Raw genomic sequence first — 26,015 nt, forward strand, 5'->3', positions numbered from 1 at the left:
CAAGACAAAAAATTCACATAATTGTACATAGTATGGAATAAATAAACTTCCACTATATTTTTCGATTAAACTTACCTTTTCTCTATTGAACAGATTTCGTATTAAATCTTAAGCTCAACGCACCTAAATATATAAGCATTCCCAGCAAAATCATAGGTATAGAAAGAAATTGTCCCATAGTTAAATTGAACCATAAATAGCCAATTTGATAGTCTGGCTCGCGGAAAAATTCAACCACAAAACGTGCTATTCCATACCACATAACTGCAATACCAGTTGTTGCACCGTAATACAGTTTCACTCTAGTCAAGAAAAACAGTGAATTTGCAACTACAAAAAGTAGCGCTCCTTCAAAAAATGCCTCATAAAGTTGGCTTGGATGGCGCAATAAATTATCACCATTTTCTGGAAATACCATACCCCACGGCATATTTGTAACCCTGCCAAATAACTCTCCATTTATAAAATTACCTATGCGGCCTAGAAGTAAACCTATCGGAACTCCACAAGAAATTAGATCCAGTGTGTAAAATATAGGAATGTTATGTCTTCTACAGGAGATTATTACTGCAAGCAAAACTCCTATAGCACCTCCATGAAATGACATACCTCCTTCCCAGGTCTTTAGTATTTCGATAGGATTGCTTATATAGAGAACTGGATCATATATCAATACGTACCCAAGCCTACCTCCAAGGATAATGCCTATAATAACGGCTGTTAATAACGAATCGTAAAAATTCTTAGTAAATATTTTTTGATTGTCTAGCTTATGTAAATACCAATATGCAAAAACTATACCCAAAACATATGCTAAAGAGTACCAATATATAGAAACAGGACCGATGCTAAAAATAACTGGACTTAAAGACATATTTTACTACAAATTATTCTTAGACAATCTACTTTTCTCACGTTCCCACTCTCTCTGCTTTATGGTTGCTCTCTTATCATAGAGTTTTTTTCCTTTCACAATGGCAATTTTAGTTTTTGCCAACCCTTTATCATTAAAATAGATAGAAAGTGGCACAACAGTTATTCCAGAGGTTTTGATTTGACCAATTAGCTTATTTATCTCTTTTTTATGCAAAAGCAATTTTCGTTCTCTTTTTGGCTTGTGATTCTTTTGGTTTGCAGCTTTATACTCTGCGATATGCATATTGTTTAGCCATATTTCACCTTTTTTTTCAGTAACGTAAGCATCAGAAATGTTTGCTTTTCTTTCCCTTAGTGATTTCACTTCACTACTTAAGAGGATCATACCTGCTTCAAATTCTTCTAAGATAAAGTATTCAAACCTTGCTTTTCTATTTTCTGCAATAACTTCCATATCTAAAGATATCTTTAAGCTTCAATATATTACAGAACTTTTGGTTTAATTCATAACAAAACAATTATCTCAGTAAATGCAAGTTTGGTTAAAAAAGCTCCAATCTTCCTGCAAGTGTAATTTGTTCCACTCTTCCTACTGCCATTTCAGCCCTAGGACTAGCATTACCTGACAAAGAACTTATCACATCTTTGCAGCCCCATTCAATAGCAAAGTGTAAAGGAGCATATCTATTATTGTTCTGTTTACTAACATATGCCCCACTTTCAATTAAAATATCTCTTATACTTTCATGATCGCTAGCAAAATGCAAAGGAGTGCGTCCACAACTATCCCACACATTAACACATGCTCCATGTTCAATCAGAGTTCTTACTATGTTTTCATTATCACTTTCAGCAGCAAAATGCAAGGGAGTGCTTCTATAATTATCCCACGCATCGAACATATGCTCCGTGTTCAATTAGAGCTATTACTATGTTCTCATAGCCACTCTTAGTAGCAAAATGTAGAGGAGTGTGTCCATCATTGTTCTGCGCGTTAACATCTGCTCCACATGCAATTAGAGCTCTTACTACACTTTCATTCCCACCTTCGGCAGCAAGATGTAAAGGTGTATACATACATCATTGTCCCACGCATTAAACATTTGCTCCACTTTCAATTAAAATATCTAATATGCCTTTGTGGTTCCATTCAGAAGCAAAATGTAAAGGAGTGCATCCATCGCTGTCCCATGCATCAACATATGCTCCATATTCAATTAGAGCTATTACTATGTTCTCATAGCCACTCTTAGCAGCAAAATGCAACAATGTAGTTTCTACAGGATCTAGATCACTATGTGTAGTGAATATATGATTGATATTAAATCCACTATCTTCCCACCTCCGTAAATCAATTCTTTCTAATTTTATTTTTATTCGTTCAACTATGTTGTTCTTGCTTAAACCTGAAGTATCATTTATTTCTTCAAGCATTTTTAGAAAATCATCAAGCGTCATAATCTCCACTACTTATTAAAATAACTTGGTTATTATGTTCTTTGACACAAAAATCAAGAACTTTTTATTTTCCTAAAAAATCATTTAAGTTATACTCCAAATCATGAAAGTCAGGCAAAATATTAAGTTTTTTTCTCTATCATTTGTGATTTTGTCTTCTCTATGGATTACATTGTCTGGTTATTTTGAGCCTTTTTTTATTCTCTGTGGAGTATTTTCTTCTGTGTTCACATTGATTATCTTTAAAAGGTTAATTGATGCTGAAAGTGCCCTTAGTCAAATTCTAAATGATAGTGGTAGGCTGTCACTTTATCAGCTTATAAGTTATATACCTTGGCTAATTTACCAAATTATTTTTTCAAGTATTTATGTAACAAAAAAGGTGCTACGATTCAAATCTACAGTTGAGCCAATTGTTATTGTAAGAGAATGCATAGGACATAATGATAAGACCATTGCATTATTTGCTAACTCGGTTACGATTACTCCTGGAACTTTAACTATCAATGTTGAAAAGAAGCAGAAAACATATTTATCTACCATATGTTTGATAGATAAAGATCTTGAAAGTGGCATTTCTGAAATAGAAGGTAAAGTCTTAAAAATGCTACACCTAGTTAAGTAATTGCTTTAAATAAGTTAACAGCGTCTCTGTATTCTCTTCTTAGGCTTTCAAGCATTTCTTTTGGAAGGCTATCAATAACAGTAGAACATAAATAATTGTACAAATCTTCTAGCCTTGATATGTTATTTTTCTTCTTGCTGTTGAATTTGTACGGAAAAATGCCCTCCATAATTTCAATATCAACAACCTTATTTAAAAATGCATTTTCACTTGTTATGCTTATTCTTGTAAGTATAGTATTAATTTCAGGTTCATTACTCGTATAAATATCTGATAATTCTGCCATTTTAATGACGTATAAAGTTACTACTTTTGATAAACAATTATCAGAATATTCACAATTTTTTATTACCTCCCACTGAGTAACCTGAGACTTGCTTGTTTTTGCATTGCTTGGTAATTTATTCATTGAATTTTCTCCATTTAATTCAGTGTAGTAAATTATACTAATACTTTGTTAAATAAATAATAACGCAGCCATAAAAATATGCATTTATTTACCATAAATTATATAATATTCCTAAAATTAAATGTTAAAGTTACTTCAAACTGAATGATTTCTTTAATTCCATGTTATCCAGCAGTGTAAAATATTGCTACACAATAGTATTTATTCTAAAATAAACTTTCCTTTTGAGCTATTTTATTAATATCCATTCTTACGGCTGCACTAAAATGAAAAAGATAAAACTCGGAATACTAATTTCAGGTAGAGGATCAAACATGCAGGCTTTAATAGAAGCATGTCAAGATCAGAATTTCCCTGCTGAAACTGTGTGTGTTATCACAAATAATAGTGAAGCTGGAGGCCTTAAAATAGCAAAGCAAGAAGGAGTTTCAGCGTTTGTTGTTGAAGATAAGCCACTTGATACTGATAAAATTCATGAAATACTTGTTCAACATAAGGTTGATTTAATTTGCCTTGCAGGGTTTATGAGAATTATAAAGGCCAATTTCCTGAATAAATGGCATAACAAAGTTATAAATATTCATCCCTCTTTACTTCCGTCATTTAAGGGCCTAAATGCTCAGGAGCAAGCTCTGAAAGCGGGTGTAAAAATTACAGGATGTACTGTGCATTATGTTACTCCTGAAATTGATGCTGGAGCCATAATCGCTCAAGCTACTGTTCCAGTGTTACCAAATGATGATGTTCACAGTCTCTCAGAGCGCATTCTAGCTGAAGAGCATAAGTGTTATGTAAAAGCAGTAAGATCAATAGTAGAAGGTATTAACTATTGACCTTGAGCGTTTCTTCCAACTTCAACAAAAAATAAATTTTCAGGATTCAGTAAAGAACTTGCCAGCTTGTTTACTTTTTCCAATTGAACATCATTAATGATATTTGCATAATTATTTATATGGTTAATATCACGATCATCTATCTGCATACTATCCAGTAACGTTGCTGTATTCGCATTATTGGATAGAAAAGAGAAGATAAGGTTATTTACTAAACTGGTTTTTGCATCCTTGAATAATTGTTCGTCAATTCCTTCCTCTTTTATTCTGCTAAATGTATCTTTTACTGCTGATATAGCTTTGTTAGCAGTGGAACTATCAGTACTCATAAATCCAGATATAATATTTCCATGCTTATTAGGAACATTACGTGCACTAACACCATAAGTAATACCTAGATTTTGTCTCAACTCTTTCATCAGTATTGAGTTTAGACTCATACCACCAAGCGCATTAATCAAAACACTAGCATTATAGTAATTAGGGTCTTCATATGCTATGCCTTTTTGAGCAAAAAGTATTACACTCTGTGGTATATCCATAAAAACGCTCTTACTTTCTGCAGGCCCAAATTCATTTTTTACAGATACCTTCCTAACTTTCGATCTTTTTGATGGTAACTTAGATAAATATTTATCGAGCAGCGTACTAACTTCTTCTTTTGTTGCACAACCAACAATACTAATAACGATATTATCCTTAGTAAAACTACGCTTTATGTATGTTAAAACATCGTCTCTAGTAATGTTCATTATAGTGTCTAGAGTTCCATATGGATCTCTTGAGTAAGGATGTTTTTTGAACAACAATGTATCTAACTCTTTTGCAGCAATAAAATAAGGGTCTTTTTCAAAATTATTAAAGTTTACTTTGACTTTTTCGAATACTCTATTTAACCCCTCAGGATCAACTTTAGGGCGCATTATAGCATCACTCAGTAGTGAAATTGCATCCTCTAGATTCTCAGATAAAGTGTTTAATGAAACCCTAAATGCTTCTAAACCAGCAGTAAAATTTAAACTAATTCCTTTATCCTCAAGCTTTTTCGCAAAATCTTTGGCATCATTTTTTCCTGCTCCTTCTTGAATTACAAGAGAAGTAAACCAAGCAAGCCCCTGCTTTTCTGCACTTTCATACACACAACCTGCATCTTTGAATGATATATTAAGTGAAACTTTTGGTAGATCATGGTTTTCAACAAATAAAAACTTAAATCCTTTATTAGTAGTAACCTCCTCTATATTTAAGTGACTGCTTGCTTGCAAATTAAAGCCTAGACAGAAAAAAAATAGAAATACATATTTACTTATCTTCATTATTACCTCCTTTTGGTAGCAAACGACCAACTAATTTATTAGTAGAAAAGATAGTGTGAACTTTATTATTTACATCCTCTAGATTGACATCATTAATTTTGCTATATGAAATGTCTATTTCATCAAGTGGAATACCTAGTGCTAGACGTGGTATATAAAACATTGCTATATTAGTTAAATCAGATAGATTATCAAGCTGTGCTGCTTTGTATTTAGACTTTGTACTTTGCAACTCTTCACTTGTTATTCCTTCAGAGTTAAAGTGATTAATAGAATTTTCTAACTCTCTTGCAACAGCATCCAAATTCACCCCGCTTTTTGGAGTTACCCGAATCTCAATGTAACCATTACTAAAAGCTAAGCTATTATAATAAGCAAACACTTCTACTGCTACATTCTTATCTAGAACTAAATCTTTATATAGCTTACTAGACTTGCCATTCCCCAAAACATCAACTGCCAAATCAACAGGAAAAGTTTCACTTATTTGCTCAAATAAAGGAACACTATAGCGAAAGTATAAAACTGGCTCTTTTACTTCAGTGCTTTCTAAAATTACCGATATATCTGCATTATGTATTGAATCTTGGTTCGGATAATGCTTAACTACAGGCTCAGCTTTAATTGCACCATATTTTTCCTTTGCTAATCCCGCTACTTCTTCAAATTCTACATCACCAACAACGAGCAGTATAGCATTACCTGGATGATAATAGTTATCATGAAACCTTGTTATGTCATCTTGATTGTAAGTTTTAATATCGCTCTCCCAACCAATAACAGACCTACCATAGCCATTACGATAAAATGCACTGTTCATTTCCTCCCATAGTAAAGCTTCAGGATTATTATCAAATCTCATCTTTCTTTCTTCTAATACGATATTTTTTTCTCTATCTATTTTGTCTTGAGTAACATCAAAATTGCCCATTCTATCTGCTTCAATTTCCATTGCTAGTGGTAAATCTTTTTTGAGAACTAATTCGTAGTAGCAGGTGTATTCTTTAGTGGTAAAAGCATTAAATTGGGCCCCAATGCTGCCCAAAGTGGATTCTATGTCTTTAAATTTTCCTGTAGTTTCAAACATTAAGTGTTCAAAGTAGTGAGCCAAGCCTGCTTTGCCAATTGGGTCATCCATTCCCCCAACTTTATATATTATTGCATGAAAAACAGCTGGAATTCGGTGATTAGGTACTACATAAACATCCAATCCGTTACTGAGCTTAGCATGCTTTATGATTTCAGCTTCCAAAGAAATCGGACAAATGAAAAAAAACACAGATAGTATAAAAAAACTAAAGAATTTGCGAAGCATTATTTCATTCCTCATTTTGCTTAGAGATAGACCTATCATATATATACCACTTATATAACAATGTACACATTCCACAAACTATAGATAGATCTGCTAAATTAAAGGCTGGCCAATACCAATCATTGATATGAAAATATATGAAGTCATATACAGCTCCCCAATAGATTCTATCAATTACATTTCCGATCGCTCCACCAATCATCAGAGAAAAACTAAGGTAAATTGACTTATCATTAGATTTATATATCAAGTATGCAAGTATACCAATTATTAATATTGAACATGCTGAAAAAAAGAAGCTGCCATGCGGCAGAGTACTACACATTCCAAAGCTAATTCCTGAATTCCAAACTTCAACTAATTTCATAAAACTAGTAATCTCGATTGACTCCCCCTCATCAATCAAAGAGTTTATATACAATTTACTTGTTTGATCGAATGATACTATAATCAATATAATAACTAAACATATCCTTTTCATAAATTTATCTTTAACTGGTAAGCCTTCATTATATCACGATCTATCTGTTTTGTTAACTCGTTAATACTATGGAATTTTTTTTCTGCCCTAATAAATTTTAAAAATTGTATATCAACCTTAAAATTGTATACATTTTCGTTGAAGTCAAATATATGCATTTCTACTATAGGTTTTTTTAAGTCCTTAAATGTAGGTCTCATACCAATGTTGACTACTCCATATAGCCAACTTGAACTATTTTCAGAAAATGCAACTTTGGCGTAATATGTACCAAACTTAGGTTTTATCATGTAATCTTCTATCGGAATGTTTATGGTTGGAAACCCTATTTCTCTACCTCTACATGCACCTTTTGTTACAATACCAGAAACTTGATAAGACCTACCAAGCAATTTATTAGCAATTTCTATTTCTCCTTTTTGTAAACACTCCCTGATTGAGGAAGAAGAGCAAATTTTTCTATCGATTATCAATGGCTCTAATTTAGTTAAAGAATATTCATACATCTGAGAATATTTTTCTAGAGTTAATATGTTACCCAATCGTTTGTGACCAAAAGTACAACTTTCTCCAACAGTTATATGTTTAGCACCATACTTCTTTACCAAAATCTTACCAATAAAGTCATCGCAGCTAACCTCAGAAAAACCTCTACTAAAATTAATAATATACAAGTAATCTATACCATAGCTGCTGATTAGTTCCTTTTTTTGTTCTTGATCTATTAACCTAAAATTGTTCCTACTAAATAAAACAGTTGATGGGTGAGGCTCAAAAGTTAAAACTGCAGAGGGTAATCCTCTTTCTTGTGCTACATTCTTTAGATTGGAAATTGCAAACTTATGTCCTAAATGAACGCCATCGAAATTTCCGAAAGTTAGTGCCACATTATCTTTTATCCCTTGCTCACAGTTGTAAATAATTTTCATACAATTTGATATTTTATATATATTTTTTATATATAATAGTTGTATTTTATAAACTATGGAGATAAATCGTGAAAAACACTAAAGGAAAAGTTGTAATATATGTGAAGAAGTACTGCCCATTCTGCAAGAAAGCAAAAGAGTTATTGGATGAAAAAGGTGTGAAATACGAAGAAATTGATGTACTTAGAAACTCGGATTTGTTTGACGGTATAAAATCAAAATATAACGTCAGGACAGTTCCACAAATTTTTATTACTGATGAAAATGGTGATTATGTACATCATATTGCTGGATGTGACAAATTGATGGATCTTGAAAAAGAAGGAAAGTTGGATAATATGTTAAATAACAATGAAGATAGCATTAATGCAACAGCTTACACAAGCGGCAGTGATGAACACGAGGGATGTAATATAATACATAATGAAGATTTTATGTGATTTTTTTGTCTTACTGTTGCTGGCATACCCACTTTAAACAATTTTTAATGAATTAAAAATACAATTCATCTAGTGAGTTTTTTTAGTGGGAAAAAATGATAAAAAATATTATAATTGTTAGCAAAAACTTAATTAGTATTGAATTAATTAACAAACAAGATTTAGAGAGTTTCATCAAGATTTTCACAGTGCTTGATAAGCATATAGCAGCTAAAACTCTTTTTACAGAAGAAGTGACAATAGAGTATAAACAACACAATTGCATAGAAGTTGTTGAATTGATAAAAGATACAGGTTTTACATATCATGATGTTGAGAATGTGTTAAATCACCTAAGTAATCATGGAATGAAAGTACCAAGTAGCGTTATAGCAAGCACCCTTTCTTCTTCATACAATCACGCACTTGAGTCTAAGGATGTAGCATTTGCCTGTTCTAAAGGGTTGCCACAATTTTACATCAGGGTAAATAAGAATACCTTTATAATGACTCCTATAAGTGAAGAGAATCTGGAATTGAATTCGCAAAATAGCAAAATGCTTATAGAGTCATTAAAGAGCGAAAAAAGCACTTATGATTGCATAGTGGAAGAAAATATCATCAAAGTTATAGTGCATTCTGAAATACATCAGGCTATAAACTCGATTATAAAATCACTGATAAAGTCTTGCCTTTTAGCAAGAGATGAAGAAGAAAAATTCAAAGAGAAATTGAGACAACTTGCTTTTAAAGATCAAGCTTTCGTTGAGTATTCTAGCATCAAAACCATTCATAGATATCCGAATAACCATCCTCTGAGAAAGCATGAAAGTGTTATTAAAGATATAGAAAATATTTTATGTGATTTCATAATAAATGAGAACAGCGGGTTTGCTATAGAGCGGTTAAATAGACTGGGCTCAGAAGTCTCTCCAAATACTCCAAGAATCATCACTAAAACTATAGATAAGCTTGTTAAGTTTCACTAAAATGTTGTTGGAATGGTTTTAGCCAATGTCTACATATATCTGATTTTTACTGATTGAGTGGAGCAATTGAGCTGCTCTCTGTCATCCCAGCGTTTAACACTGGGATGATTTCGTTGTATGGTATCTTATATAGTGTTTTACAAATTCACATAGCTATTTCAAATTTACCCATATCAATGTCAGTAAATTTATTGAGAAAATATCACTTAGTTCTTTAAATTTATGTTTTTGGATATATATTAATCATTTATTTTCAAAGCCTCAATAAAAGCATTTTGTGGGATGTTTATGTTTCCTACAGAATGCAATCTTTTCTTACCTTTCTTCTGCTTTTCAAGCAGCTTCATCCTTCGTGTGACGTCTCCACCATAGAGCTTGGCTGTTACATCTTTTCTATACGGGTTAATCGTTTCTCTAGCAATAATTTTTCCGCCTACTGCCGCTTGAATCGCGATTTTATATTGCTGGCGTGGTATCAAGTCTTTCAAACGTGCACATATTTCACGGCCTCTTTTTTCTGCCCTGCTTTTATGAACAATGCAGGCTAACGCATCCACAGGTTCTCCATTAACTAAAAAACTTAATTTATCTATCTGACTTTCCTGATAATCGGATATTTCCCAATCTAAACTTGCATATCCCTTGGAAATTGATTTTAGTCTATCGTAAAAATCAAAAACAACCTCAGACAGCGGTAATTTATACTTCAGTAGTGCTGTTGTCGTATTACCAACATAAGATAAATCCTGCTGTTCTCCTCTCCTCTCTTCACACAGAGATAGAATCTCTCCTAAATATTGATCAGGTACCATTATAGTTGCAGTGATCCACGGTTCTTCCACTATTTCAATTTTTGTAGGGTCTGGCATATCGCTTGGGTTATGGATATTTAAAACTTTACCATTTTGTGTTGCAACTTTATATATAACACTCGGTGCAGTTGCTGTTAGATCTAAATCAAATTCTCTTTCGAGTCTTTCTTGAATGACTTCAAGATGTAGCATTCCTAAGAAACCGCAACGAAATCCATAACCTAGGGCATTTGACGTTTCAGCATCAAATGTAAAACTAGCATCATTTAAATGTAATTTTTCTAGTGCTTCCCTTAAATATTTAAAATCATCTGTGTTATTGGGAAAAATACTGCAAAATACTACAGGATGTACTTCTTTAAAGCCAGGTAATGCCTTGCTGCACGGCCTTTTCTCTTCAGTAATAGTGTCTCCTACTTTGCAGTCAGCTACTTCTTTCATTGAAGCAGTTATAAAACCAACTTCACCTGCTGAAAGTTCACCAGTCATAACTTTTTTAGGAGTGAAAATACCGATATTATCGACCTGATATGTAGCATTATTAGACATCATAACGATTCTCATGCCTTTTTTTAGTACTCCATTTTTAACTCGCACTAAAATTACTACTCCTAGGTAAGGATCATACCAACTATCAACTAAAATTGCTTGCAGTGGAGCATTTGTATCACCTTGAGGAGCGGGAAGTTTTGTCACTATAGCTTCAAGTACATCCTTTATCCCAAGACCAGTTTTTGCCGATATCAAAATTGACTCAGTTGCATCAATTCCGATTACCTCTTCAATCTGAAGCTTTATCCTTTCTGGATCTGCAGCAGGAAGATCGACTTTATTAAGCACAACTATTATCTCATGATTATTGTCAATTGCCTTGTAGACATTTGCCAGAGTCTGAGCTTCAACTCCTTGGCTGCTATCTACTACCAAAAGTGAGCCTTCACATGCGGCTAAGCTTCGGCTGACTTCATATGAAAAGTCAACATGACCTGGTGTGTCCATGAGGTTGAGGCAATATTTATTACCATTATTTGCAGTGTAATTGAGTCTTACCGTTTGTGCTTTGATTGTGATTCCGCGTTCACGCTCTATATCCATTGAGTCAAGTACCTGATTGGTCATTTCCCTTGTCTCAAGACCGTTACATTCTTCTATCAAACGATCAGCAAGAGTTGACTTACCATGATCTATATGTGCTATTATTGCAAAATTTCTTATATTGTTCATAGATCTACTTATTTAAGTAGATCTATTTTACATTTTAAGTATTACAAGAGCAATTACTTATCTTCCTTTTTGCTGAAAACATTAAGCTGGCGTCTGTACTGGTCGGAAGTATTCAGTAGTTGATGGTTGACTCAGTTTGCTACTTTCCTCATTCTTTTCCTGCTTGCATGTTTTTACTGCATCAGCAAGGCTTAGGTAATCATTACCAACTTTAATTCTTACATCTTTATTTTCTTCTAAATCTTTATCATCTGGCTTATCACTTGCTATTTTAATAGTGCCATCGCTATTAGCACTTAATATAATGATAAATTCCCTTTCATCTATATACCAATTAAACTTTATTCCATATTGAGCTGCAGTACCTAAATTATAACACCTCACTCCATTTTTATCTACAAAGCCACAGACAACTTCTTCTTGATCGCCATTTAAAATACGAATTTCATGAATATTGTTTTTTTTACGAAAATCATTATTTAAAAACTCGCTTATCTCAATATTTATGCTTTTACTGTTGTCTTTTAGATTGATTACTGCATCACACAAACTACAATTATCATATTTTTCAATTGATACTGCATCAATAGTGCCGTTTTCTATATACTTTCTAAACTTTTCTTCAATTTTCTTTTCTAATTCTTCTTGCCTTGCTTCATTTTGTTGTTGCATTCCTTTTAGCTTTTCTTCCATTTTTTTCTGAAGTGATTCGATATCACAAATTAACGTGGATTCATCAATGCCGAGTATCACGTATGCTTGGCCCAATCCTGTCTTCAATCCTTCAATTATGATTACCATCTCTAAGATAGACCCTAAGTTTTGATAATGTATATTAATTTTTTCACTACTTAGGCTACCTCGATTGCTATCCCAGTCGATAGCAATGTTAGTAAACATAGAATTAAGGCCTTCATAAATATCTTTCAATAGACTTGATTTCTCTGAGTTTATTCCATCACGTTTAATACTACTAACATAATCATTAAATGACTTTATTTCTTCAGAATATGTAAAGACACTGTACAGTTCTTTACGTGTTACTCTATCTTGTATTTTTTGTTTTATTTTTTTTAATATCTCACTACTAATACATTTTACCTCATAAAACTATTCAATATTATATACATAAACATTAGGGAATGTTAGCACTTTCTATATGCTTGCGCACTTCCTATTATTCCTTTAACATAGCTGACACTTTTTTTGAATGAGAAATCACTTTATTAATCATATAATTCTCATGATTGTTACCTATTTTAGGCAATTCATACAAATAATTCACCATTATCCCGGCTGACTGACTAATGCCTTTTTCAGAAGTATCAGCCATCCAGTTGATTTGTTTGATTGATGCACCATTGCTTAAATGAAAGTGTGCTACTGGATCATAAGCACCCCCACCACTGCTTTTAACCTTTAGCAAATAATGTGCACAAAGTTTCAGTAGGGACTGTTTTTCGCATTCAATGTTAGTTTTTATGCTTTCTAAAATTTCTGTACCTGATTGTTTTATATTAAGCTTACCTAATAAAGCTACGTCTTGATTTTTTAGCCATTTTGTAAATCCAGGAACTGGAGAAAGAGTTGCATACACTTTTACGCTTTTAAATTCTTGCGATAGTTTTTCTACGACTCTCTTTATTAAAAAGTTACCGAGGCTAATTCCAGATAAACCAGTTTGAGTGTTTGATATTGAATAGAATATAGCAGTACTTGCACTGCTTGGGTCACTTGAGGGCACTGACTCATCCAAAAGGTGTTGAATACTATCTGAAATCTCATTCATCAATGCAACCTCTACAAAAATTAGAGGTTCGTTTGGTATTTTGTAATGAAAGAAAGCAAAACAGAGACGATCAGAATCTAGCCTATTTTTTAGGTCACCCCAAGAAGAAATTTTATGTACAGCTTCATATTTTATAAGTTTTTCCAACAATGATGCAGGTGAATCCCAGGTGATTTGATGAAGATCAAGTAGATCAACATCAACCAAAGTACAGAGTATATTTTTTAATTCATTTTCTAGTGGGTTTAGATTTTCATATTGGTTCTTTAGCTTAAGCACATCAGAGCGCATATCAACAATAAACTTAAGACCTTCTGGTAAGGAGATAAACTGCTTCAATATTTTAGAGCGTGGTGATTCAAGGACTTTTATTAAGTCTTGTTCAAACTTATAGCTCGACTCAGAATCTTGATTTTTCTTATATACTTTTATTTCTTCATCTATTTTCGTTTTATCCGGATTGAACTTTTCTGCCAGGGTTTGTAAAAATTTTATTTGACCTGCCTCTGATAAACTCAAGTACAAATTACCAAGAGATACGGTGTTCTTACGTGCTGAGACTTCACCCCCCTTTGGGTTTAAGCATTCGTTCATCTTCAAGACTAAACTATCGACATCGCGACTACTACTTAAATCAGGGTTAATATTGCCAACCCATGATCTTACAGCGTTTGCTACTTCACCTAGTATCTTAAAAAAGCTCTTTGGTGCTTTCTGATCTTCAACTTTCACTATATCAGTTTTTGCTAATGATTCTTTTGTCATAAATTCCTTTTACTATGTATCTATCTTAATTTAAAGAAAAATCTTAGTCTACAAAGAAGGCATATACTTTCATGGTACAACTATTTTATAATCTATTTAAAATTTTCGTAAAGAGAGTTAGATTTTTAATTTTATTATTCTTCTTATAAAAGTACTTTTATTATAAAAATGACCTTTTTTCTCTTCCTTTTTCGGGTAAGGCTGATTTTTTAATTACCTAGGCGAAGTTACTTAATTTTTACACATCTATTGTAAAGTACAAAATCTGACTTTGGAATGAAAATGCTAGCTGATGCTTGGACTTTATTGATACTTACGCTACTTGAAACTATACTTGGTATAGACAATTTAATCTTTATTTCTCTAGCAATAGATAAGGTGCCAAATCTGCTGAGAGAAAGAGCCCGCCTTATAGGTTTTGGCTTGGCGCTATTGATGCGTTTTGTAATACTATTTTTTACATCATATATATTATCAATGCAAAAGCCTATATTTCACACTGTATCTCTGGATATCTCAGTAAAGGATTTACTTATGATTGCAGGAGGGTTATTCCTTATTGTTAAAAGCTCTATGGAGTTATGGAGCGACATTTTTGTACATAAGGAGAATAAAACAAAGGCAAATGTTAAATCACAATTTTTTTTAGTTGTGCTACAAATTATATTAATAGATTTAGTTTTTTCGGTTGATTCGATATTAACTGCCATAGCATTAACTCACAATATGATAATCATTGCCATAGCATTTACATTTTCCATACTAGCGATGCTATTTTCATCAAGTTATACCGCTCAGGTAATAAAATCCAACCCAAGCTTAAAAGTAATTGCCATTCTATTTATTTTACTCGTCGGTGTATATCTAACACTTGAAGGGCTTCACATAGAACTACCAAAAGCATGTTTGTATTCTTCATTTATGTTTGCATTGCTTGTGGAAGCTATAAGCAAAATAAAGAAAATACAGCCTTGAAACTATTTTACACGAAGCAAAAATCCAATCAGTGCGTGACGTACAACTGTGCGAACATTTTCTAGCAGGAAGGTGTCATCCCAATGCTTGACACTGGGATCCATTTTTCCATCATCAAAAACATTGTATTTTTACATTACTTTTATGCTTACCAACTTAACTGGATGCCAGTGCCCAGACACTGGCATCCTACAGATAATGTTCATACAGCTGTGCGTCACACGCTCTACTGTCAAGTAGGTGCTTGCTGTCCATTTATTAAGGCGGCAGATGGTTTCTCTGCTCCATCAACTTTAGTACTAGGCTTTAGTAATGCATATGTAGCACAACCAACTACCAGTGCTGCTGCTGTAACTGCAACCACTGCTATAACGATAGGTGTCAACTGAGCTGTAATTGTTCCAGTTGTAAAAAGTGCCACTGCTATAGCAGTGCCTAATAATCCAGTTACTCCACCGGCAATCTTTGCTTTATTACGCGCTTTTACAAAAGAGCCTCCTCCTGCGTCTAATAGAGCTTTTACTACGTCTTGACTCTTAGCATGATCTAAAGGAGTCTTTCCATCTTTATCTACTGCATTAACTTTTGCTCCTTCTTTGAGTAAAACCTCTACTATCTCTGTGTAAGCAGCAAAGTGCAAAGCAGTGTACCCACTTTTATCTCTCACATTAACATCTGCTCCTGCTCCGATTAAAACCTCTAATACCTCTTTGAAACCATACAAAGCAGGATAGTACAAAGCAGTGCACCCATTTTTATCTATCACATTAACATCTGCTTTTGCTCCGATTAAAAACCCTACTGTCTTTTTGTAACCATTCTCAGCAGCTATAATTAATAACGTCCACTTTTCGTATGGGTAAATATCAAATACATGATTTACATCAAAATTACCTTTCTCCCACTCTTGATATAGATCTTGATTCTGTTCCTTTAGTTCTTCTTGTATTTTCTCAATTATATTATATTTATTTAAATCTTTCTTAGCCTCAATCGTCCTCAGTACTGTTTCCAGTGATTCACATTCTCCTGTCATGATTTTACCTTCAATATCAAACTATATGTTTAATTATTACATGATTATGATAAAAAGTCAATTAAAACAAGCTAATAACTGGGATTGTGAATAGTAAATTAGATTCAAGTAGCCTCTGTGGTGTCATTCAACTTCGTTGTCATCCCAGTACTGGGATCCAGGAACCAGCGTCACGCGCTGGAATGACATTAAATAGTTTTCCTTAAAATTTGAGTTATGCAAGCAGCCTCTTTGGTGTGATTCGAGTAGCTGAAACTGGAATGAAATTATTGCTACTCCCACTCAATAGTTGCTGGTGGCTTGGAAGTTAAATCATACACAACTCGATTTATTCCGGAAACTTTGTTAACAATTATACTACTGACGTCTTGCAAAAACCTCCAAAATACTAACGAATGTTGATCTTTATTTTCAAATGGAAATGCATCAGCTGTCATGCCATCAGATGAAGTCACAGCCCTTAAAGCGCAAACATATCCGTATGTACGATTATCTCCCATAACTCCCACAGTTTTTACTGGTAACAGTACAGCAAAAGCCTGCCATATTTTATCATACAGATCATAATTTTTCATTGTGTTGATATATATTTCATCTACTTCTTGCAATATTCGTACCTTTTCTTCATCAACCTCACCTATGATCCTCACTGCAAGTCCAGGCCCAGGAAATGGATGTTGAAATATTATCTCATCTGAAAGCCCAATTTCTTTGCCAAGCAGCCTTACTTCATCTTTAAAGAGATAGCGTAAAGGTTCTACTAGTTTCAGATTCATTTTTTCTGGCAACCCACCAACATTGTGATGAGATTTAATTGTACTAGTGTTTCCTGAAGCGTGCCCTGATTCAACTACATCAGAGTAAATGGTGCCTTGCATTAAAAAATCCACATCACCTATTTTTTTTGCCTCTTCTTCAAATACTTCGATAAAAGTATTGCCGATAATTTTTCGCTTTTCTTCCGGATCAGTTATTCCCTTTAACCTACTTAAAAACAAGTTTGATTTATCAACGTAATTTATTGGAATTTCTTTTAACATAGTAGTGGTCTGGCTCTTACGCAATAACCCAGTATCGATAAAAATACAGTTTAATTGTTTTCCTATAGCTTTGTGTGTAAGAACTGCTGCAACACTTGAATCAACCCCCCCACTTACTGCAGCAATTACTTTTTTCTCCCCTACTAAGTTTTGAATTTTTTCCTTCTGTTTTTCAACGAATGACTTCATTGTCCAATCTCTCTCACAATTTGCAATATCTAAGAAATTAGAGAGAAGTTTACTACCATTTGTCGTAGGCTTAACTTCAGGATGGAACTGAGTACAGTAAATCTTCCGCTGTTCGTTGGCAATTATTGCGATTGTTTGATTTATTATACCTGAGGCAATAGCAGTAAATCCTTGCGGTATAGTTTCGACACTGTCTGCATGGTTCATTAGCACATCGACTTCGGAATTAACGTTCCAAGTATCCTTTATAATTGGGGATTCTTTTAGTATCTTGATTTTAGTTTTGCCAAATTCCTGATTGAATTCTTTTCTTACCTTTGCCCCGAAATAATGACAAATGAGTTGCTGTCCATAACATATTCCAAGTATAGGAGTGTTTATTGTTTCGTTAAGTTTTATAATTTTATGTGCTACTTCACTTACTTCAGAGCAATTGTCATTTACAGATTGCGGTCCTCCAGAAAAAATAAATCCATTGAATTTTGATACTGTTTCGAAATCGATATTGCTTGGAAATATTTCACAGTAAACGCCCATTTCCCTGATTTGTCTTGCAATAAGCTGTGTAAACTGTGAACCAAAATCAATAACGGCAATTGCTGACAATGTGCTCCTCCATATTATTTAAAGCAATATTTGATAATAAAGAAAACAATAAAGTAAGTAAACTAAGACCTGTTTAAAAACTTTAATATATGACTAAAGTAACTTAAATTTACCGCAACAGATTTGTGATTAAGCTGTCTTAATTATCATTCTGATACTCTCTTCTTATCATAATAGCAACCCCAACATCTTTCCTTAAGTTGATGCCATTGCCTGAACGGATACGTTTAATATATATATAAATTCCTATCTTTTATATCTAATAAACCAAGTGTTGGTACGATTGTTGCTTTCAGGAAGATGACGGTTTCTACTGTCTTAGCCAGTTTTTTTGACTTTTGATGCAATAAGTTTTGGTTATCTTTTCTATGCTCTATAAGCCCACCAATTACCATAACTTCGCCGCTCTTAATTTTTAACGTAGAGTGCATTTCTCTGGTTTCAATAATTGGAATGTCACTATTTAATTTCATTTTATTCTGCTGTGCGACATATTCTATATTTGGGTCTTTAGTGTAATCGTTAATTCTTGATAAGGTTGGATGTATATCCATGAATATTTCATTAGTATCAATGTTAATGCTTGGGTGGATTATTAACACCACACCTATTGGAGTGCTATTCATCTTGGTAATTAAGGCATGATTGGAGTTTCCGGTATCTTTCTGTATATCGGAAGTAAAATAGATATGGTTTTTAGTAAATGAAATCATTGCTTGCTGATTATTTATAGCATGTACTCTAGGGCTTGAAATTACGGTTGAAGTGCCAAATTTATTTAAAATTTTTACTAAATCTCCTAAATCACTCACACTAGAGTTAATTGCTAGGTCAATAATAGAGTTACCTTGATTTGTTATAGATTTGGTTTCATTATGCAAATCATTTAAGTTGATACCAGAAAGGTATTTATCGTCTAATAAAACTTCAACTATTTTGGCCTCGATCATTACTTGAGAAGACGCCAATTTCTTAACTTTATTAATATATTCTTCAACAGCTTTGTGAATATCTTTTCTAGCATTTAGAATAATGACACCAGCTTCTCTGTTGGATGAAAGAAACTCACCATCATCTACTCCGTTAACATCCATTATTGCATTTAAGCCTTTTTCTAATGAATTCCATAAATCACTACTATATTGAGATTTCATATAGTTTCTATCACCATCACTGTCGGTAATATTGTTACCAATGATAAAACTCCTTTGCGCAGAGTGTTGAATATTGATGAAGTCTACGTAATAATTTTGTGCATATGGCAAATCTTGTTCAATTCTAATTACACCATTATTCATTGAGTAACGCAATTTGGCGCTGTTGGCTATATTCTGAATTACTTCGTTTATGTTCTTATCTTTTAGCTTTAAAATAATATTACCTGATATTTTGGGATCTATGTCTAAGTTAACGTCAGAAAGTTTTCCTATCTCAATCAGTAAATCCTTTACTGGTACTTTTTCATCAACATTAATCGAAAGAAACTGATTACTGGTTGTAAGATCGGGAAACTCTACCGGTAAAGGTATCATTTCTGGTATTGCTGGTTCGTTATTCTTCAAAGGAGTATTATATTGTTGCAACGAATAATCGTGCTTATAATTGTCTATATTAACAGAATGTTGCTTGTTAGGTAGATGTGTACAAGAAATAATGAAAAGGAGTATTAAACATTTTAAAATAGCCATGAGGGCAGCATACAAATCTATACTAATAGTTTTCTATAAAAATGTTAAAAATGTATTTAATTGTATCCGTTCAGGGGAGTGGTTTAAGAAATGATAGATAGGAGATTATGAAAAGGGTTTAGCCGTATGGAAGTGGGATGAAAAGAAGCACTGGTTTCACATGTGTCTGAACAGACACCATTTTACAGCATTTTAAATTTGTCCTGTGCAATGTTTGTACAGTTGCGATAAAAATTACTTGACAAATTTTGACAGCTTTGTTATTTTGATAGTGAAGATATTCTAGAGCTCGAAATCTATCTTCGTCTGCAGACTTTTCAACTTAATTAATTTATAATCTCTAATTAAAGTATATTGTACTTATGTATAGATAACTTCTATCATAGCTATGTACATTTTTCTGAGTTTTTTTGTATTACTTAGGAGGATCATCATGTTTAAAATCATGGATTACGCATATCATTGACATAAATGCCTTAAAAGGACAGATGGTACCTACGTCCTCTTTATATAGATTATGTATTTGTTCAGATACGACTAAATTGTGTCGAGTGTAGAAAAAATTAGACAAATTCAGCCTTATATAGAACCAAATTCAACGGAAGTAGAATTATCCTCATTTCCATAATAGTAAGGATTTGCTTCTTGCGTATTATTAACAGCAGTTTTTAATAGTACTTCCTTATCACTATTCCATGCAACTTTCTCCATAATTGGAATATAATCCTTACACTTTTGATTATCTCCACAATCCTTGATTTTACTATCATCATTTAGATAACGCTTCAATGCATCATAGTATACTTTAGTGTTATTACCCTCTTTATCTATCATTTGTCCTAAGGTATTAACAAGTATCAATGGTGCAACTTGTTTTGCTTTTACAACACTTGTTTCACTGGACTCTCTAAAGAGATTAGGACATGCTCCTCTGGAAAAAAAGCTCTTGTTGAATTCTGGATTACTACGGTAAACGTTCGGGTAACAGAAACTCTTAATCTCTTCTTCTTGACACGCTAACTCTATTTGATCATCGACACATTTTTCACATTCTATATTACCAAGCCAGGATATTGAATTAAGATCCTCTGTAAAGGCAAATTTAAAATTTACTGCACCATAATTACCATTTGCTCCCTCTTCTATATATTTTGCAATCTTAGGATTACTGTACATCTCAGGATATAATTCCTTTAGTAAATCAGATGCACTAAAACCTTGACAACCTATCTTATTATCAACTTTATAAAAATGAGAATATGGCCCACAATTTTCATACTTGGAACAATCTGAGGTTACTTTTCGAGATGTAATTTCTCCATTTTCATTCTCTCCTTCATCAGTAACAGGTTCGCCCGTATCAATTTCACCTTCTCTATCGGTAACAGGTTTATCTATACCACTTCCTTTTTTACATTCTTCAGCTATTTTTTATACCACTTAGTCTCTGCTGATGATTGCTCTACATTTTAATTTCCGTAGCTGTTCACAACATTACACTCTGGAACTGCATACCTAATATCGCATGCTGATTTCTCTCTTTATCTTCTGCAAATTAATTAAATGAAGGGCATTAAGTATCCACACTACTAAAAAAAGTGTGGTACAAAATATAAACATTGCAATGAGTGGCAGCAGTAAAGAACCTTCTATTGCTACTCCACCTTTTCTAAAAATACTTGCTGGCTGATGAAGAGTAGACCATAAATTCACAGAAAATTTTACTATGGGAATATTTATAGCACTAAAAATGGCAAATACTGCTGATGATTTCTCTGCTCTTGCTTGATTATCAAAAGCGCTCCACAATGAAAGATAACCAACATACAGAAAAAACAAAATCAGCATTGAAGTAAGCCTTGCATCCCATACCCACCAAGTACCCCATGTTCCTTTTCCCCAGACGCTACCTGTGATTAAGCATATTGCCGAAAAGACTGTCCCTGAAGGAGCAGCAGCATGTGCCAAAACACTAGCAACACTATTGTTCCATACCAACGAAATGAAACTGAGTGATGCAATGAGTCCGTATATTCCAAGAGCAAGCCATGCAGAAGGCACATGAAGATACATAATTCGTACAATTTCTCCTTGTTTATAATCTCCTGGGGAGAAGAATAATGCCAAGAACATTCCAATTAAAAAACATGAGAAACAAATAACCCCAAGCCAAGGTAGAGCTTTTTTAGCAAAAGAAGTGAAATTTGTAGGCTTTAATAAAAACATTCGTTTTGAGAATAATTGTGTTAAGAATTTATCAATTAGTTTGAGTTTTATCAACAAGATAGTTTTTCTATATTTACGTAGTATAATAAATTAGCACAATTTCAGTAGCAGATTGCTTGCTATTATTTTTAGTATAACGTTGATGATCCTTAAAAAGCTTAACCTACACTTAGTGTCAGATTCAAGTGGTGAAACTGTTATATCAGTTGCAAAATCAGCTCTGAAACACTTTCGTTCTGTAGAAACGATCGAATATGTTTGGTCTTTCGTAAAAGGAGAAGAGCAGATTGACAAAATTTTAGAGGAAATTAATAGAAAAAGTGATGAGCATAATTTTGTTATATGCACTATTACTAATGATGAGCTAAGAAAATATCTAAAAAATAATTGTATAAAGCTAAAAATTCCCTACAGAGCGATATTATCACACATTATTAGGGAAATCTCATCCTATCTTGAAATTGAAAAAGACGAAAAACTTGACTTACATGCTGAGATAAATAACGAATATTTTCAGCGCATTGAGGCAATAAACTATACCATTAATCATGATGATGGACAAAATATTCAAGATATTGATAAAGCCGATATAATTTTGGTTGGAGTTTCACGCACATCAAAATCTCCCACCAGTATGTATTTAGCTTACCGAGGCTATAAAGTTGCAAATGTTCCTTTTGTTAGCGAGATACCCTTTTACGTCGACTTAGCAAAATTAAAAAATAAACTGACTATAGGAGTAACAATAGACGTAAGAAGGCTAATAGAAATACGCAAAAATAGACTGACTTCAATTAATAATGAAGGTAATAATATATATGCTGACCCTAGAAAAGTAGAAAAGGAAATTAAAGAAGCAGAGGAGTTCTTTAAGCAAAATAACTGGCCAATTATTGATGTCACGCAAAGGTCAATCGAAGAAGTATCAGCAACAATTATACAGTATTTTAATAAAATGTGAAAAATTTATCAATTGACTAACTCTCTGTCAGTGATCATAATGTAAGGTAATTCTATTCTTACTGTAGATATGAAAGTTAAAGGGTCACTAAAATCTCATCGTAACAGAGATAAAAATTGTAAAGTTGTGAAAAGGGGTGGTAAGGTTTATATTATAAATAAGGTAAAGCCAAGATGTAAAGCGCGTCAAGGTTCTTAGCTTTTTGTTTTCCTTTTTATGTCATATGTTTTTCATATGGAAGCATGGTTAGAAAGAAACAAAAATTGTTGCATAGCACTGCCCATTTCTTCTCTTACATTATATTTTGGTATTAACATGATTACAGGCAGACGTGGCTTGTTAACATTAATTAACTTAAAAAAAAGAAATTAATTACGTGCGTCAACAAGTCCATGAATTTTAGTTCCACCCTAAGCCCTCTTGAGCTTGAGAATTTTTTCTATATATAGGCTGAGCATGAATGACATCTGATCATCAATTATGCAAATCTGGATCTTGTTGTGCATACTTAAGTCATTTTGCCAAAATTCCCTTTTTGCATCACCTTTTAAACCTCTTGTGTATACTTCTGTAATTGTGGTAAATTTTTGATCATTGGCAGCCACTTCTCCACACTGCTTCCATACATATTCTCAACTTCTTCTCGCTTTTACTGTGTATTCCTTTTGTGCTCTTTAAAACGGTACCTTCTATATATATATTTATTGTCATTAGGCTAAGTTACCGCTTTTTTTCCATTTTTATACTTCCTGCCCTTGATTAATTTGACCTGCTAACATTTTGTTTACAGGGCCTGCTATTAACTCTGCACAATTTATTCTTATGGTAAAAACTTCTTCTTCACTCTTATTTTTCCTTAACTTGACGCGTATGGTTTTTTAAATACTCCCGTCTGTCAAGGAATTTCTACTCATGAAGGTTATGGCTTGGAAGATTACTGAAATTTTGAAAAATGTAGTCTACTTCTATATTCAAATATATCAAGCAGTAATTCAAAATTAGCTATTGTACCTTTTGCACTATTATATGCAAGGTTGAGCAATTCTCTGTCCTCATATAAATCAGCAAATTTAAACTCCATGCACCCTGATTGTTTTGTGCCTAGAATATCTCCGCTACCCCTCAGCATCATATCCTTTTCAGCAATATAAAATCCATCTTGTGACTCACACATAATCTTTAACTTTGAATACGAACTTTTACTGAGATTGTCATATAACAGTACACAAAAAGACGGTTTATTTCCTCGTCCTACTCTACCTCTTAACTGATGTAATTGCGATAACCCGAACTGCTCTGCATTCTCTATAATCATAATAGTTGCATCTGGTACATCTATGCCAACTTCTATCACAGTAGTTGCAACAAGCAGAGAAAATTCATTTCTCTTGAAGGAAAACATCACTTGATCTTTCTGCTCTTGAGTTAGTTTTCCGTGTATTATTCCAACTCTATCAAAAAATGTCTTTTGTAGTTCCTGAAAGCGCATTTCTGCTGCGGCAATATTGAGTTCTTCGTTTTCTTCTATATATGGACAAATCCAATATGCTTTTTCGCCTCTATTTATAGCATCTTTCAGTTTTTGAATAATATCTGATACTTTTTTAACGTTCATAATAACGGTTTTTATTGGCAATCTAGATTTTGGTTTTTCCCTTAAAATAGAACATTCAACATCACCATACATAGCTTGCTGCAAGGTTCTTGGAATGGGAGTTGCAGTAACAAAAAGTATATCGGTATTTTCTCCTTTTCCTACCAACCGATTCCTCTGTATCACTCCAAATCGCTGTTGTTCGTCTATGACTGCGAGTCCTAAATTTTTAAATGTAACGTTGGCTTGAAATAATGCATGAGTACCAATTACTATATTTAAAATACCACTTGCAAGTTCGTTCATAATAATCTTTCTTTCCTTGCGCGCAGTTTTACCGGTAAGCAAAGCAACTTTTATATCAGTACAAGATAGAGCTTCTTCGATCCAATTATAATGTTGCTCAGCCAAGATAGTAGTTGGTGCCATTAGAGCTACTTGCATGTTATTTTCTACCACATTCAGCATCGCAAAGAGTGCAACTACAGTTTTGCCACTCCCAACGTCACCTTGCAGCAGACTTACCATGCGGTATTTAGATTTTTGTCTCTCTGAAATTTCACCTATCGCTCGAATTTGATCATTTGTTAATTGGAACGGTAATTCATTTAAGACCTGCTCTTTGTATTTATTCAATATTACAAATTCCCTTCCTCCTTTTTTTACATGATTTTCCCTCGCAAGTTTTAGCGCCAGCTGATAGGCACATAGCTCATCATAAGCAAGTCTTTCTCTGCAAACTTCTGCTTCTACGAGTGAGCTCGGTCTGTGCAATCTTATGATGCTTTCTTTCCAATTCAGCCATTTCTTTTGCTTGATTAATGTTTCATCTATCCACTCTGATAAATCAGGCAAATCTTTTAGATTAGAACTTATTATGTTTCTAATGCTCTTGTTAGTAATACCGCGACATAATTGGTAAACTGGCTCTATGCAGGCTATTTCTTTAAATAGATTGATATCAGACAACATGTAATCTGGGTGAGTAATTTGCCAATGTTCGGCAAACTTTTCAAGTTTACCACTGATTACTATATCTGTTCCAACTGGAAATAATTTATACAAATATTTAACTGAGTAATTAAAAAAAACTATAAATAAATACTGACTTTCACTTTCAACGATTATTTTATATGGCCTACCTCTAACAGTGGGGCGCTGGTGCTCATACACTTTTGCCACAAAAGTTGTAAATTCTCCCACTTGAGCATCAGGTAGTGATTTACTTCTATCCACATAACTGAGCGGCCTATAAAACAGCAAGTCCATTACTCTGTCTCCACCGCAAAGTTTAGGCAATATTGCGGAATGAAACCTTGGTATATTCTCAATTTTACTATTTAGAAAAGTCAGCACACTTGACTGCTCATCAACATTCATACTGTGTAAAACCGTTTATTCATAATAGAGCCTTACTAAAATCCTGTCACCCTATTATGACTGTCTATGTTAAGTATATT

At 33.3% G+C, this 26,015-nt stretch carries 27 protein-coding genes; 7 read left to right on the forward strand and 20 right to left on the reverse strand.

All coding sequences use genetic code 11. The features are described 5' to 3' along the window. Window positions 1-82 precede the first annotated feature (82 nt). The 5 genes from lgt to OOK82_RS00575 all read right to left on the reverse strand — a co-directional run bounded on the left by lgt (window position 83) and on the right by OOK82_RS00575 (window position 2,334). Complete coding sequence (lgt, locus tag OOK82_RS00555; RefSeq protein WP_010402205.1) at window positions 83-874, reverse strand: prolipoprotein diacylglyceryl transferase; 792 nt, start codon at window positions 872-874, stop codon at window positions 83-85. Between the two features lie 6 nt (window positions 875-880). Next, window positions 881-1,330, reverse strand: coding sequence for an SsrA-binding protein SmpB (gene smpB, locus OOK82_RS00560; protein ID WP_007301946.1), 450 nt, complete (start codon window positions 1,328-1,330; stop codon window positions 881-883). 88 nt (window positions 1,331-1,418) lie between these two features. Continuing rightward, complete coding sequence (locus tag OOK82_RS00565; RefSeq protein WP_264686559.1) at window positions 1,419-1,778, reverse strand: ankyrin repeat domain-containing protein; 360 nt, start codon at window positions 1,776-1,778, stop codon at window positions 1,419-1,421. After that, entirely contained in the window at window positions 1,759-1,953 is a 195-nt protein-coding gene (locus OOK82_RS00570) for an ankyrin repeat domain-containing protein (protein WP_264686558.1), read from the reverse strand. Before OOK82_RS00570 ends, OOK82_RS00565 begins: the two co-directional genes overlap by 20 nt. An 18-nt stretch (window positions 1,954-1,971) precedes the next feature. Then, the gene (locus OOK82_RS00575; protein ID WP_264704271.1) at window positions 1,972-2,334 is read right to left on the reverse strand and encodes an ankyrin repeat domain-containing protein; all 363 of its coding nucleotides are present in this window, start codon (window positions 2,332-2,334) and stop codon (window positions 1,972-1,974) included. Between the two features lie 103 nt (window positions 2,335-2,437). On the opposite strand from OOK82_RS00575, the gene OOK82_RS00580 reads away from it, so the two are divergent. Further along, entirely contained in the window at window positions 2,438-2,959 is a 522-nt protein-coding gene (locus tag OOK82_RS00580; RefSeq protein WP_006015458.1) for a Na+/H+ antiporter subunit E, read from the forward strand. Here the strand turns inward: OOK82_RS00580 and OOK82_RS00585 are convergent. Beyond that, window positions 2,952-3,368 (reverse strand): hypothetical protein, encoded by a 417-nt coding sequence (locus OOK82_RS00585; protein ID WP_007301944.1) that lies wholly within the window; start codon window positions 3,366-3,368, stop codon window positions 2,952-2,954. The genes OOK82_RS00580 and OOK82_RS00585 overlap by 8 nt on opposite strands. A gap of 266 nt (window positions 3,369-3,634) precedes the next feature. Here OOK82_RS00585 and purN point away from each other — a divergent pair, with 266 nt between their 5' ends. Continuing rightward, complete coding sequence (purN, locus tag OOK82_RS00590; RefSeq protein WP_264686556.1) at window positions 3,635-4,201, forward strand: phosphoribosylglycinamide formyltransferase; 567 nt, start codon at window positions 3,635-3,637, stop codon at window positions 4,199-4,201. On the opposite strand, the gene OOK82_RS00595 is transcribed toward purN, so the two are convergent. From OOK82_RS00595 to ribF, 4 genes are read right to left on the reverse strand one after another with little or no spacing between them, the layout of a single operon-like run. Continuing rightward, window positions 4,195-5,517 carry a M16 family metallopeptidase gene (locus OOK82_RS00595; protein WP_264704272.1) on the reverse strand — a complete coding sequence of 441 codons (1,323 nt, stop codon included), beginning with the start codon at window positions 5,515-5,517 and terminating at the stop codon, window positions 4,195-4,197. The two genes, purN and OOK82_RS00595, sit on opposite strands and share 7 nt — an antisense overlap. Further along, on the reverse strand, window positions 5,504-6,832 hold the full coding sequence (locus OOK82_RS00600; protein ID WP_264687259.1) for a M16 family metallopeptidase: 1,329 nt from the start codon (window positions 6,830-6,832) through the stop codon (window positions 5,504-5,506). The genes OOK82_RS00595 and OOK82_RS00600 overlap by 14 nt, the downstream gene beginning before the upstream one ends. A gap of 4 nt (window positions 6,833-6,836) precedes the next feature. After that, a complete protein-coding gene (gene lspA, locus OOK82_RS00605; protein WP_007301940.1) occupies window positions 6,837-7,313 on the reverse strand; it encodes a signal peptidase II in 477 nt (158 codons plus the stop codon). Continuing rightward, entirely contained in the window at window positions 7,310-8,242 is a 933-nt protein-coding gene (gene ribF, locus OOK82_RS00610; RefSeq protein ID WP_264704273.1) for a riboflavin biosynthesis protein RibF, read from the reverse strand. Before ribF ends, lspA begins: the two co-directional genes overlap by 4 nt. A 68-nt stretch (window positions 8,243-8,310) precedes the next feature. On the opposite strand from ribF, the gene OOK82_RS00615 reads away from it, so the two are divergent. Both OOK82_RS00615 and OOK82_RS00620 read left to right on the forward strand, forming a co-directional pair. After that, window positions 8,311-8,682 carry a glutaredoxin gene (locus OOK82_RS00615; protein ID WP_006015443.1) on the forward strand — a complete coding sequence of 124 codons (372 nt, stop codon included), beginning with the start codon at window positions 8,311-8,313 and terminating at the stop codon, window positions 8,680-8,682. Window positions 8,683-8,777: 95 nt separating this feature from the next. Then, window positions 8,778-9,650: a hypothetical protein gene (locus OOK82_RS00620; RefSeq protein ID WP_007301937.1), complete on the forward strand. Its 873-nt coding sequence runs from the start codon at window positions 8,778-8,780 to the stop codon at window positions 9,648-9,650. Window positions 9,651-9,889: 239 nt separating this feature from the next. Here OOK82_RS00620 and lepA read toward each other — a convergent pair whose 3' ends face one another. The 3 genes from lepA to OOK82_RS00635 all read right to left on the reverse strand — a co-directional run bounded on the left by lepA (window position 9,890) and on the right by OOK82_RS00635 (window position 14,240). Beyond that, window positions 9,890-11,686: a translation elongation factor 4 gene (gene lepA / locus OOK82_RS00625; protein WP_264687177.1), complete on the reverse strand. Its 1,797-nt coding sequence runs from the start codon at window positions 11,684-11,686 to the stop codon at window positions 9,890-9,892. Window positions 11,687-11,767: 81 nt separating this feature from the next. Further along, complete coding sequence (locus tag OOK82_RS00630; RefSeq protein WP_264687178.1) at window positions 11,768-12,586, reverse strand: hypothetical protein; 819 nt, start codon at window positions 12,584-12,586, stop codon at window positions 11,768-11,770. 277 nt (window positions 12,587-12,863) lie between these two features. Further along, window positions 12,864-14,240, reverse strand: coding sequence for a malonyl-CoA decarboxylase (locus tag OOK82_RS00635; protein ID WP_264704274.1), 1,377 nt, complete (start codon window positions 14,238-14,240; stop codon window positions 12,864-12,866). 282 nt (window positions 14,241-14,522) lie between these two features. Here OOK82_RS00635 and OOK82_RS00640 point away from each other — a divergent pair, with 282 nt between their 5' ends. Continuing rightward, on the forward strand, window positions 14,523-15,215 hold the full coding sequence (locus tag OOK82_RS00640) for a TerC family protein (protein WP_029237607.1): 693 nt from the start codon (window positions 14,523-14,525) through the stop codon (window positions 15,213-15,215). A 232-nt stretch (window positions 15,216-15,447) separates the two neighbouring features. Here the strand turns inward: OOK82_RS00640 and OOK82_RS00645 are convergent, their stop codons facing one another. From OOK82_RS00645 to ccmC, 5 genes are all read right to left on the reverse strand, one after another. Continuing rightward, a complete protein-coding gene (locus tag OOK82_RS00645; protein WP_264704275.1) occupies window positions 15,448-16,251 on the reverse strand; it encodes an ankyrin repeat domain-containing protein in 804 nt (267 codons plus the stop codon). 272 nt (window positions 16,252-16,523) lie between these two features. Further along, window positions 16,524-18,086: a glutamine-hydrolyzing GMP synthase gene (gene guaA / locus OOK82_RS00650; protein ID WP_264687181.1), complete on the reverse strand. Its 1,563-nt coding sequence runs from the start codon at window positions 18,084-18,086 to the stop codon at window positions 16,524-16,526. 227 nt (window positions 18,087-18,313) lie between these two features. Next, window positions 18,314-19,789, reverse strand: coding sequence for a type II secretion system protein GspD (locus OOK82_RS00655; RefSeq protein ID WP_264377143.1), 1,476 nt, complete (start codon window positions 19,787-19,789; stop codon window positions 18,314-18,316). A 564-nt stretch (window positions 19,790-20,353) separates the two neighbouring features. Next, complete coding sequence (locus OOK82_RS00660; protein ID WP_241653902.1) at window positions 20,354-20,950, reverse strand: hypothetical protein; 597 nt, start codon at window positions 20,948-20,950, stop codon at window positions 20,354-20,356. A gap of 339 nt (window positions 20,951-21,289) precedes the next feature. Continuing rightward, window positions 21,290-22,000: a heme ABC transporter permease CcmC gene (gene ccmC / locus OOK82_RS00665; protein ID WP_264704276.1), complete on the reverse strand. Its 711-nt coding sequence runs from the start codon at window positions 21,998-22,000 to the stop codon at window positions 21,290-21,292. Between the two features lie 142 nt (window positions 22,001-22,142). On the opposite strand from ccmC, the gene OOK82_RS00670 reads away from it, so the two are divergent. Continuing rightward, window positions 22,143-22,961: a pyruvate, water dikinase regulatory protein gene (locus tag OOK82_RS00670; RefSeq protein WP_010402159.1), complete on the forward strand. Its 819-nt coding sequence runs from the start codon at window positions 22,143-22,145 to the stop codon at window positions 22,959-22,961. 69 nt (window positions 22,962-23,030) lie between these two features. Further along, the gene (gene ykgO, locus OOK82_RS00675) at window positions 23,031-23,159 is read left to right on the forward strand and encodes a type B 50S ribosomal protein L36 (RefSeq protein ID WP_006015378.1); all 129 of its coding nucleotides are present in this window, start codon (window positions 23,031-23,033) and stop codon (window positions 23,157-23,159) included. 212 nt (window positions 23,160-23,371) lie between these two features. On the opposite strand, the gene OOK82_RS00680 is transcribed toward ykgO, so the two are convergent. Together OOK82_RS00680 and recG are read right to left on the reverse strand one after the other, a co-directional pair. Beyond that, entirely contained in the window at window positions 23,372-23,566 is a 195-nt protein-coding gene (locus tag OOK82_RS00680; protein WP_010402151.1) for a hypothetical protein, read from the reverse strand. 329 nt (window positions 23,567-23,895) lie between these two features. After that, window positions 23,896-25,935 carry an ATP-dependent DNA helicase RecG gene (recG, locus tag OOK82_RS00685; protein WP_264687184.1) on the reverse strand — a complete coding sequence of 680 codons (2,040 nt, stop codon included), beginning with the start codon at window positions 25,933-25,935 and terminating at the stop codon, window positions 23,896-23,898. Window positions 25,936-26,015: the final 80 nt, after the last annotated feature.

Source organism: Wolbachia endosymbiont (group B) of Apotomis betuletana, assembly GCF_947250475.1.
Classification (GTDB): Bacteria; Pseudomonadota; Alphaproteobacteria; order Rickettsiales; family Anaplasmataceae; genus Wolbachia.

Bases quoted from the DNA above. Each gene is read 5' to 3' on its own strand.
- lgt (WP_010402205.1), bottom strand. From the start codon at position 874: ATGTCTTTAAGTCCAGTTATTTTTAGCATCGGTCCTGTTTCTATATAT.
- smpB (WP_007301946.1), bottom strand. From the start codon at position 1,330: ATGGAAGTTATTGCAGAAAATAGAAAAGCAAGGTTTGAATACTTTATC.
- OOK82_RS00565 (WP_264686559.1), bottom strand. From the start codon at position 1,778: ATGTTCGATGCGTGGGATAATTATAGAAGCACTCCCTTGCATTTTGCT.
- OOK82_RS00570 (WP_264686558.1), bottom strand. From the start codon at position 1,953: ATGTATACACCTTTACATCTTGCTGCCGAAGGTGGGAATGAAAGTGTA.
- OOK82_RS00575 (WP_264704271.1), bottom strand. From the start codon at position 2,334: ATGACGCTTGATGATTTTCTAAAAATGCTTGAAGAAATAAATGATACT.
- OOK82_RS00580 (WP_006015458.1), top strand. From the start codon at position 2,438: ATGAAAGTCAGGCAAAATATTAAGTTTTTTTCTCTATCATTTGTGATT.
- OOK82_RS00585 (WP_007301944.1), bottom strand. From the start codon at position 3,368: ATGAATAAATTACCAAGCAATGCAAAAACAAGCAAGTCTCAGGTTACT.
- purN (WP_264686556.1), top strand. From the start codon at position 3,635: ATGAAAAAGATAAAACTCGGAATACTAATTTCAGGTAGAGGATCAAAC.
- OOK82_RS00595 (WP_264704272.1), bottom strand. From the start codon at position 5,517: ATGAAGATAAGTAAATATGTATTTCTATTTTTTTTCTGTCTAGGCTTT.
- OOK82_RS00600 (WP_264687259.1), bottom strand. From the start codon at position 6,832: ATGCTTCGCAAATTCTTTAGTTTTTTTATACTATCTGTGTTTTTTTTC.
- lspA (WP_007301940.1), bottom strand. From the start codon at position 7,313: ATGAAAAGGATATGTTTAGTTATTATATTGATTATAGTATCATTCGAT.
- ribF (WP_264704273.1), bottom strand. From the start codon at position 8,242: ATGAAAATTATTTACAACTGTGAGCAAGGGATAAAAGATAATGTGGCA.
- OOK82_RS00620 (WP_007301937.1), top strand. From the start codon at position 8,778: ATGATAAAAAATATTATAATTGTTAGCAAAAACTTAATTAGTATTGAA.
- lepA (WP_264687177.1), bottom strand. From the start codon at position 11,686: ATGAACAATATAAGAAATTTTGCAATAATAGCACATATAGATCATGGT.
- OOK82_RS00630 (WP_264687178.1), bottom strand. From the start codon at position 12,586: ATGTTTACTAACATTGCTATCGACTGGGATAGCAATCGAGGTAGCCTA.
- OOK82_RS00635 (WP_264704274.1), bottom strand. From the start codon at position 14,240: ATGACAAAAGAATCATTAGCAAAAACTGATATAGTGAAAGTTGAAGAT.
- OOK82_RS00640 (WP_029237607.1), top strand. From the start codon at position 14,523: ATGCTAGCTGATGCTTGGACTTTATTGATACTTACGCTACTTGAAACT.
- OOK82_RS00645 (WP_264704275.1), bottom strand. From the start codon at position 16,251: ATGACAGGAGAATGTGAATCACTGGAAACAGTACTGAGGACGATTGAG.
- OOK82_RS00660 (WP_241653902.1), bottom strand. From the start codon at position 20,950: ATGTACAGTAATCCTAAGATTGCAAAATATATAGAAGAGGGAGCAAAT.
- ccmC (WP_264704276.1), bottom strand. From the start codon at position 22,000: ATGTTTTTATTAAAGCCTACAAATTTCACTTCTTTTGCTAAAAAAGCT.
- OOK82_RS00670 (WP_010402159.1), top strand. From the start codon at position 22,143: ATGATCCTTAAAAAGCTTAACCTACACTTAGTGTCAGATTCAAGTGGT.
- ykgO (WP_006015378.1), top strand. From the start codon at position 23,031: ATGAAAGTTAAAGGGTCACTAAAATCTCATCGTAACAGAGATAAAAAT.
- recG (WP_264687184.1), bottom strand. From the start codon at position 25,935: ATGAATGTTGATGAGCAGTCAAGTGTGCTGACTTTTCTAAATAGTAAA.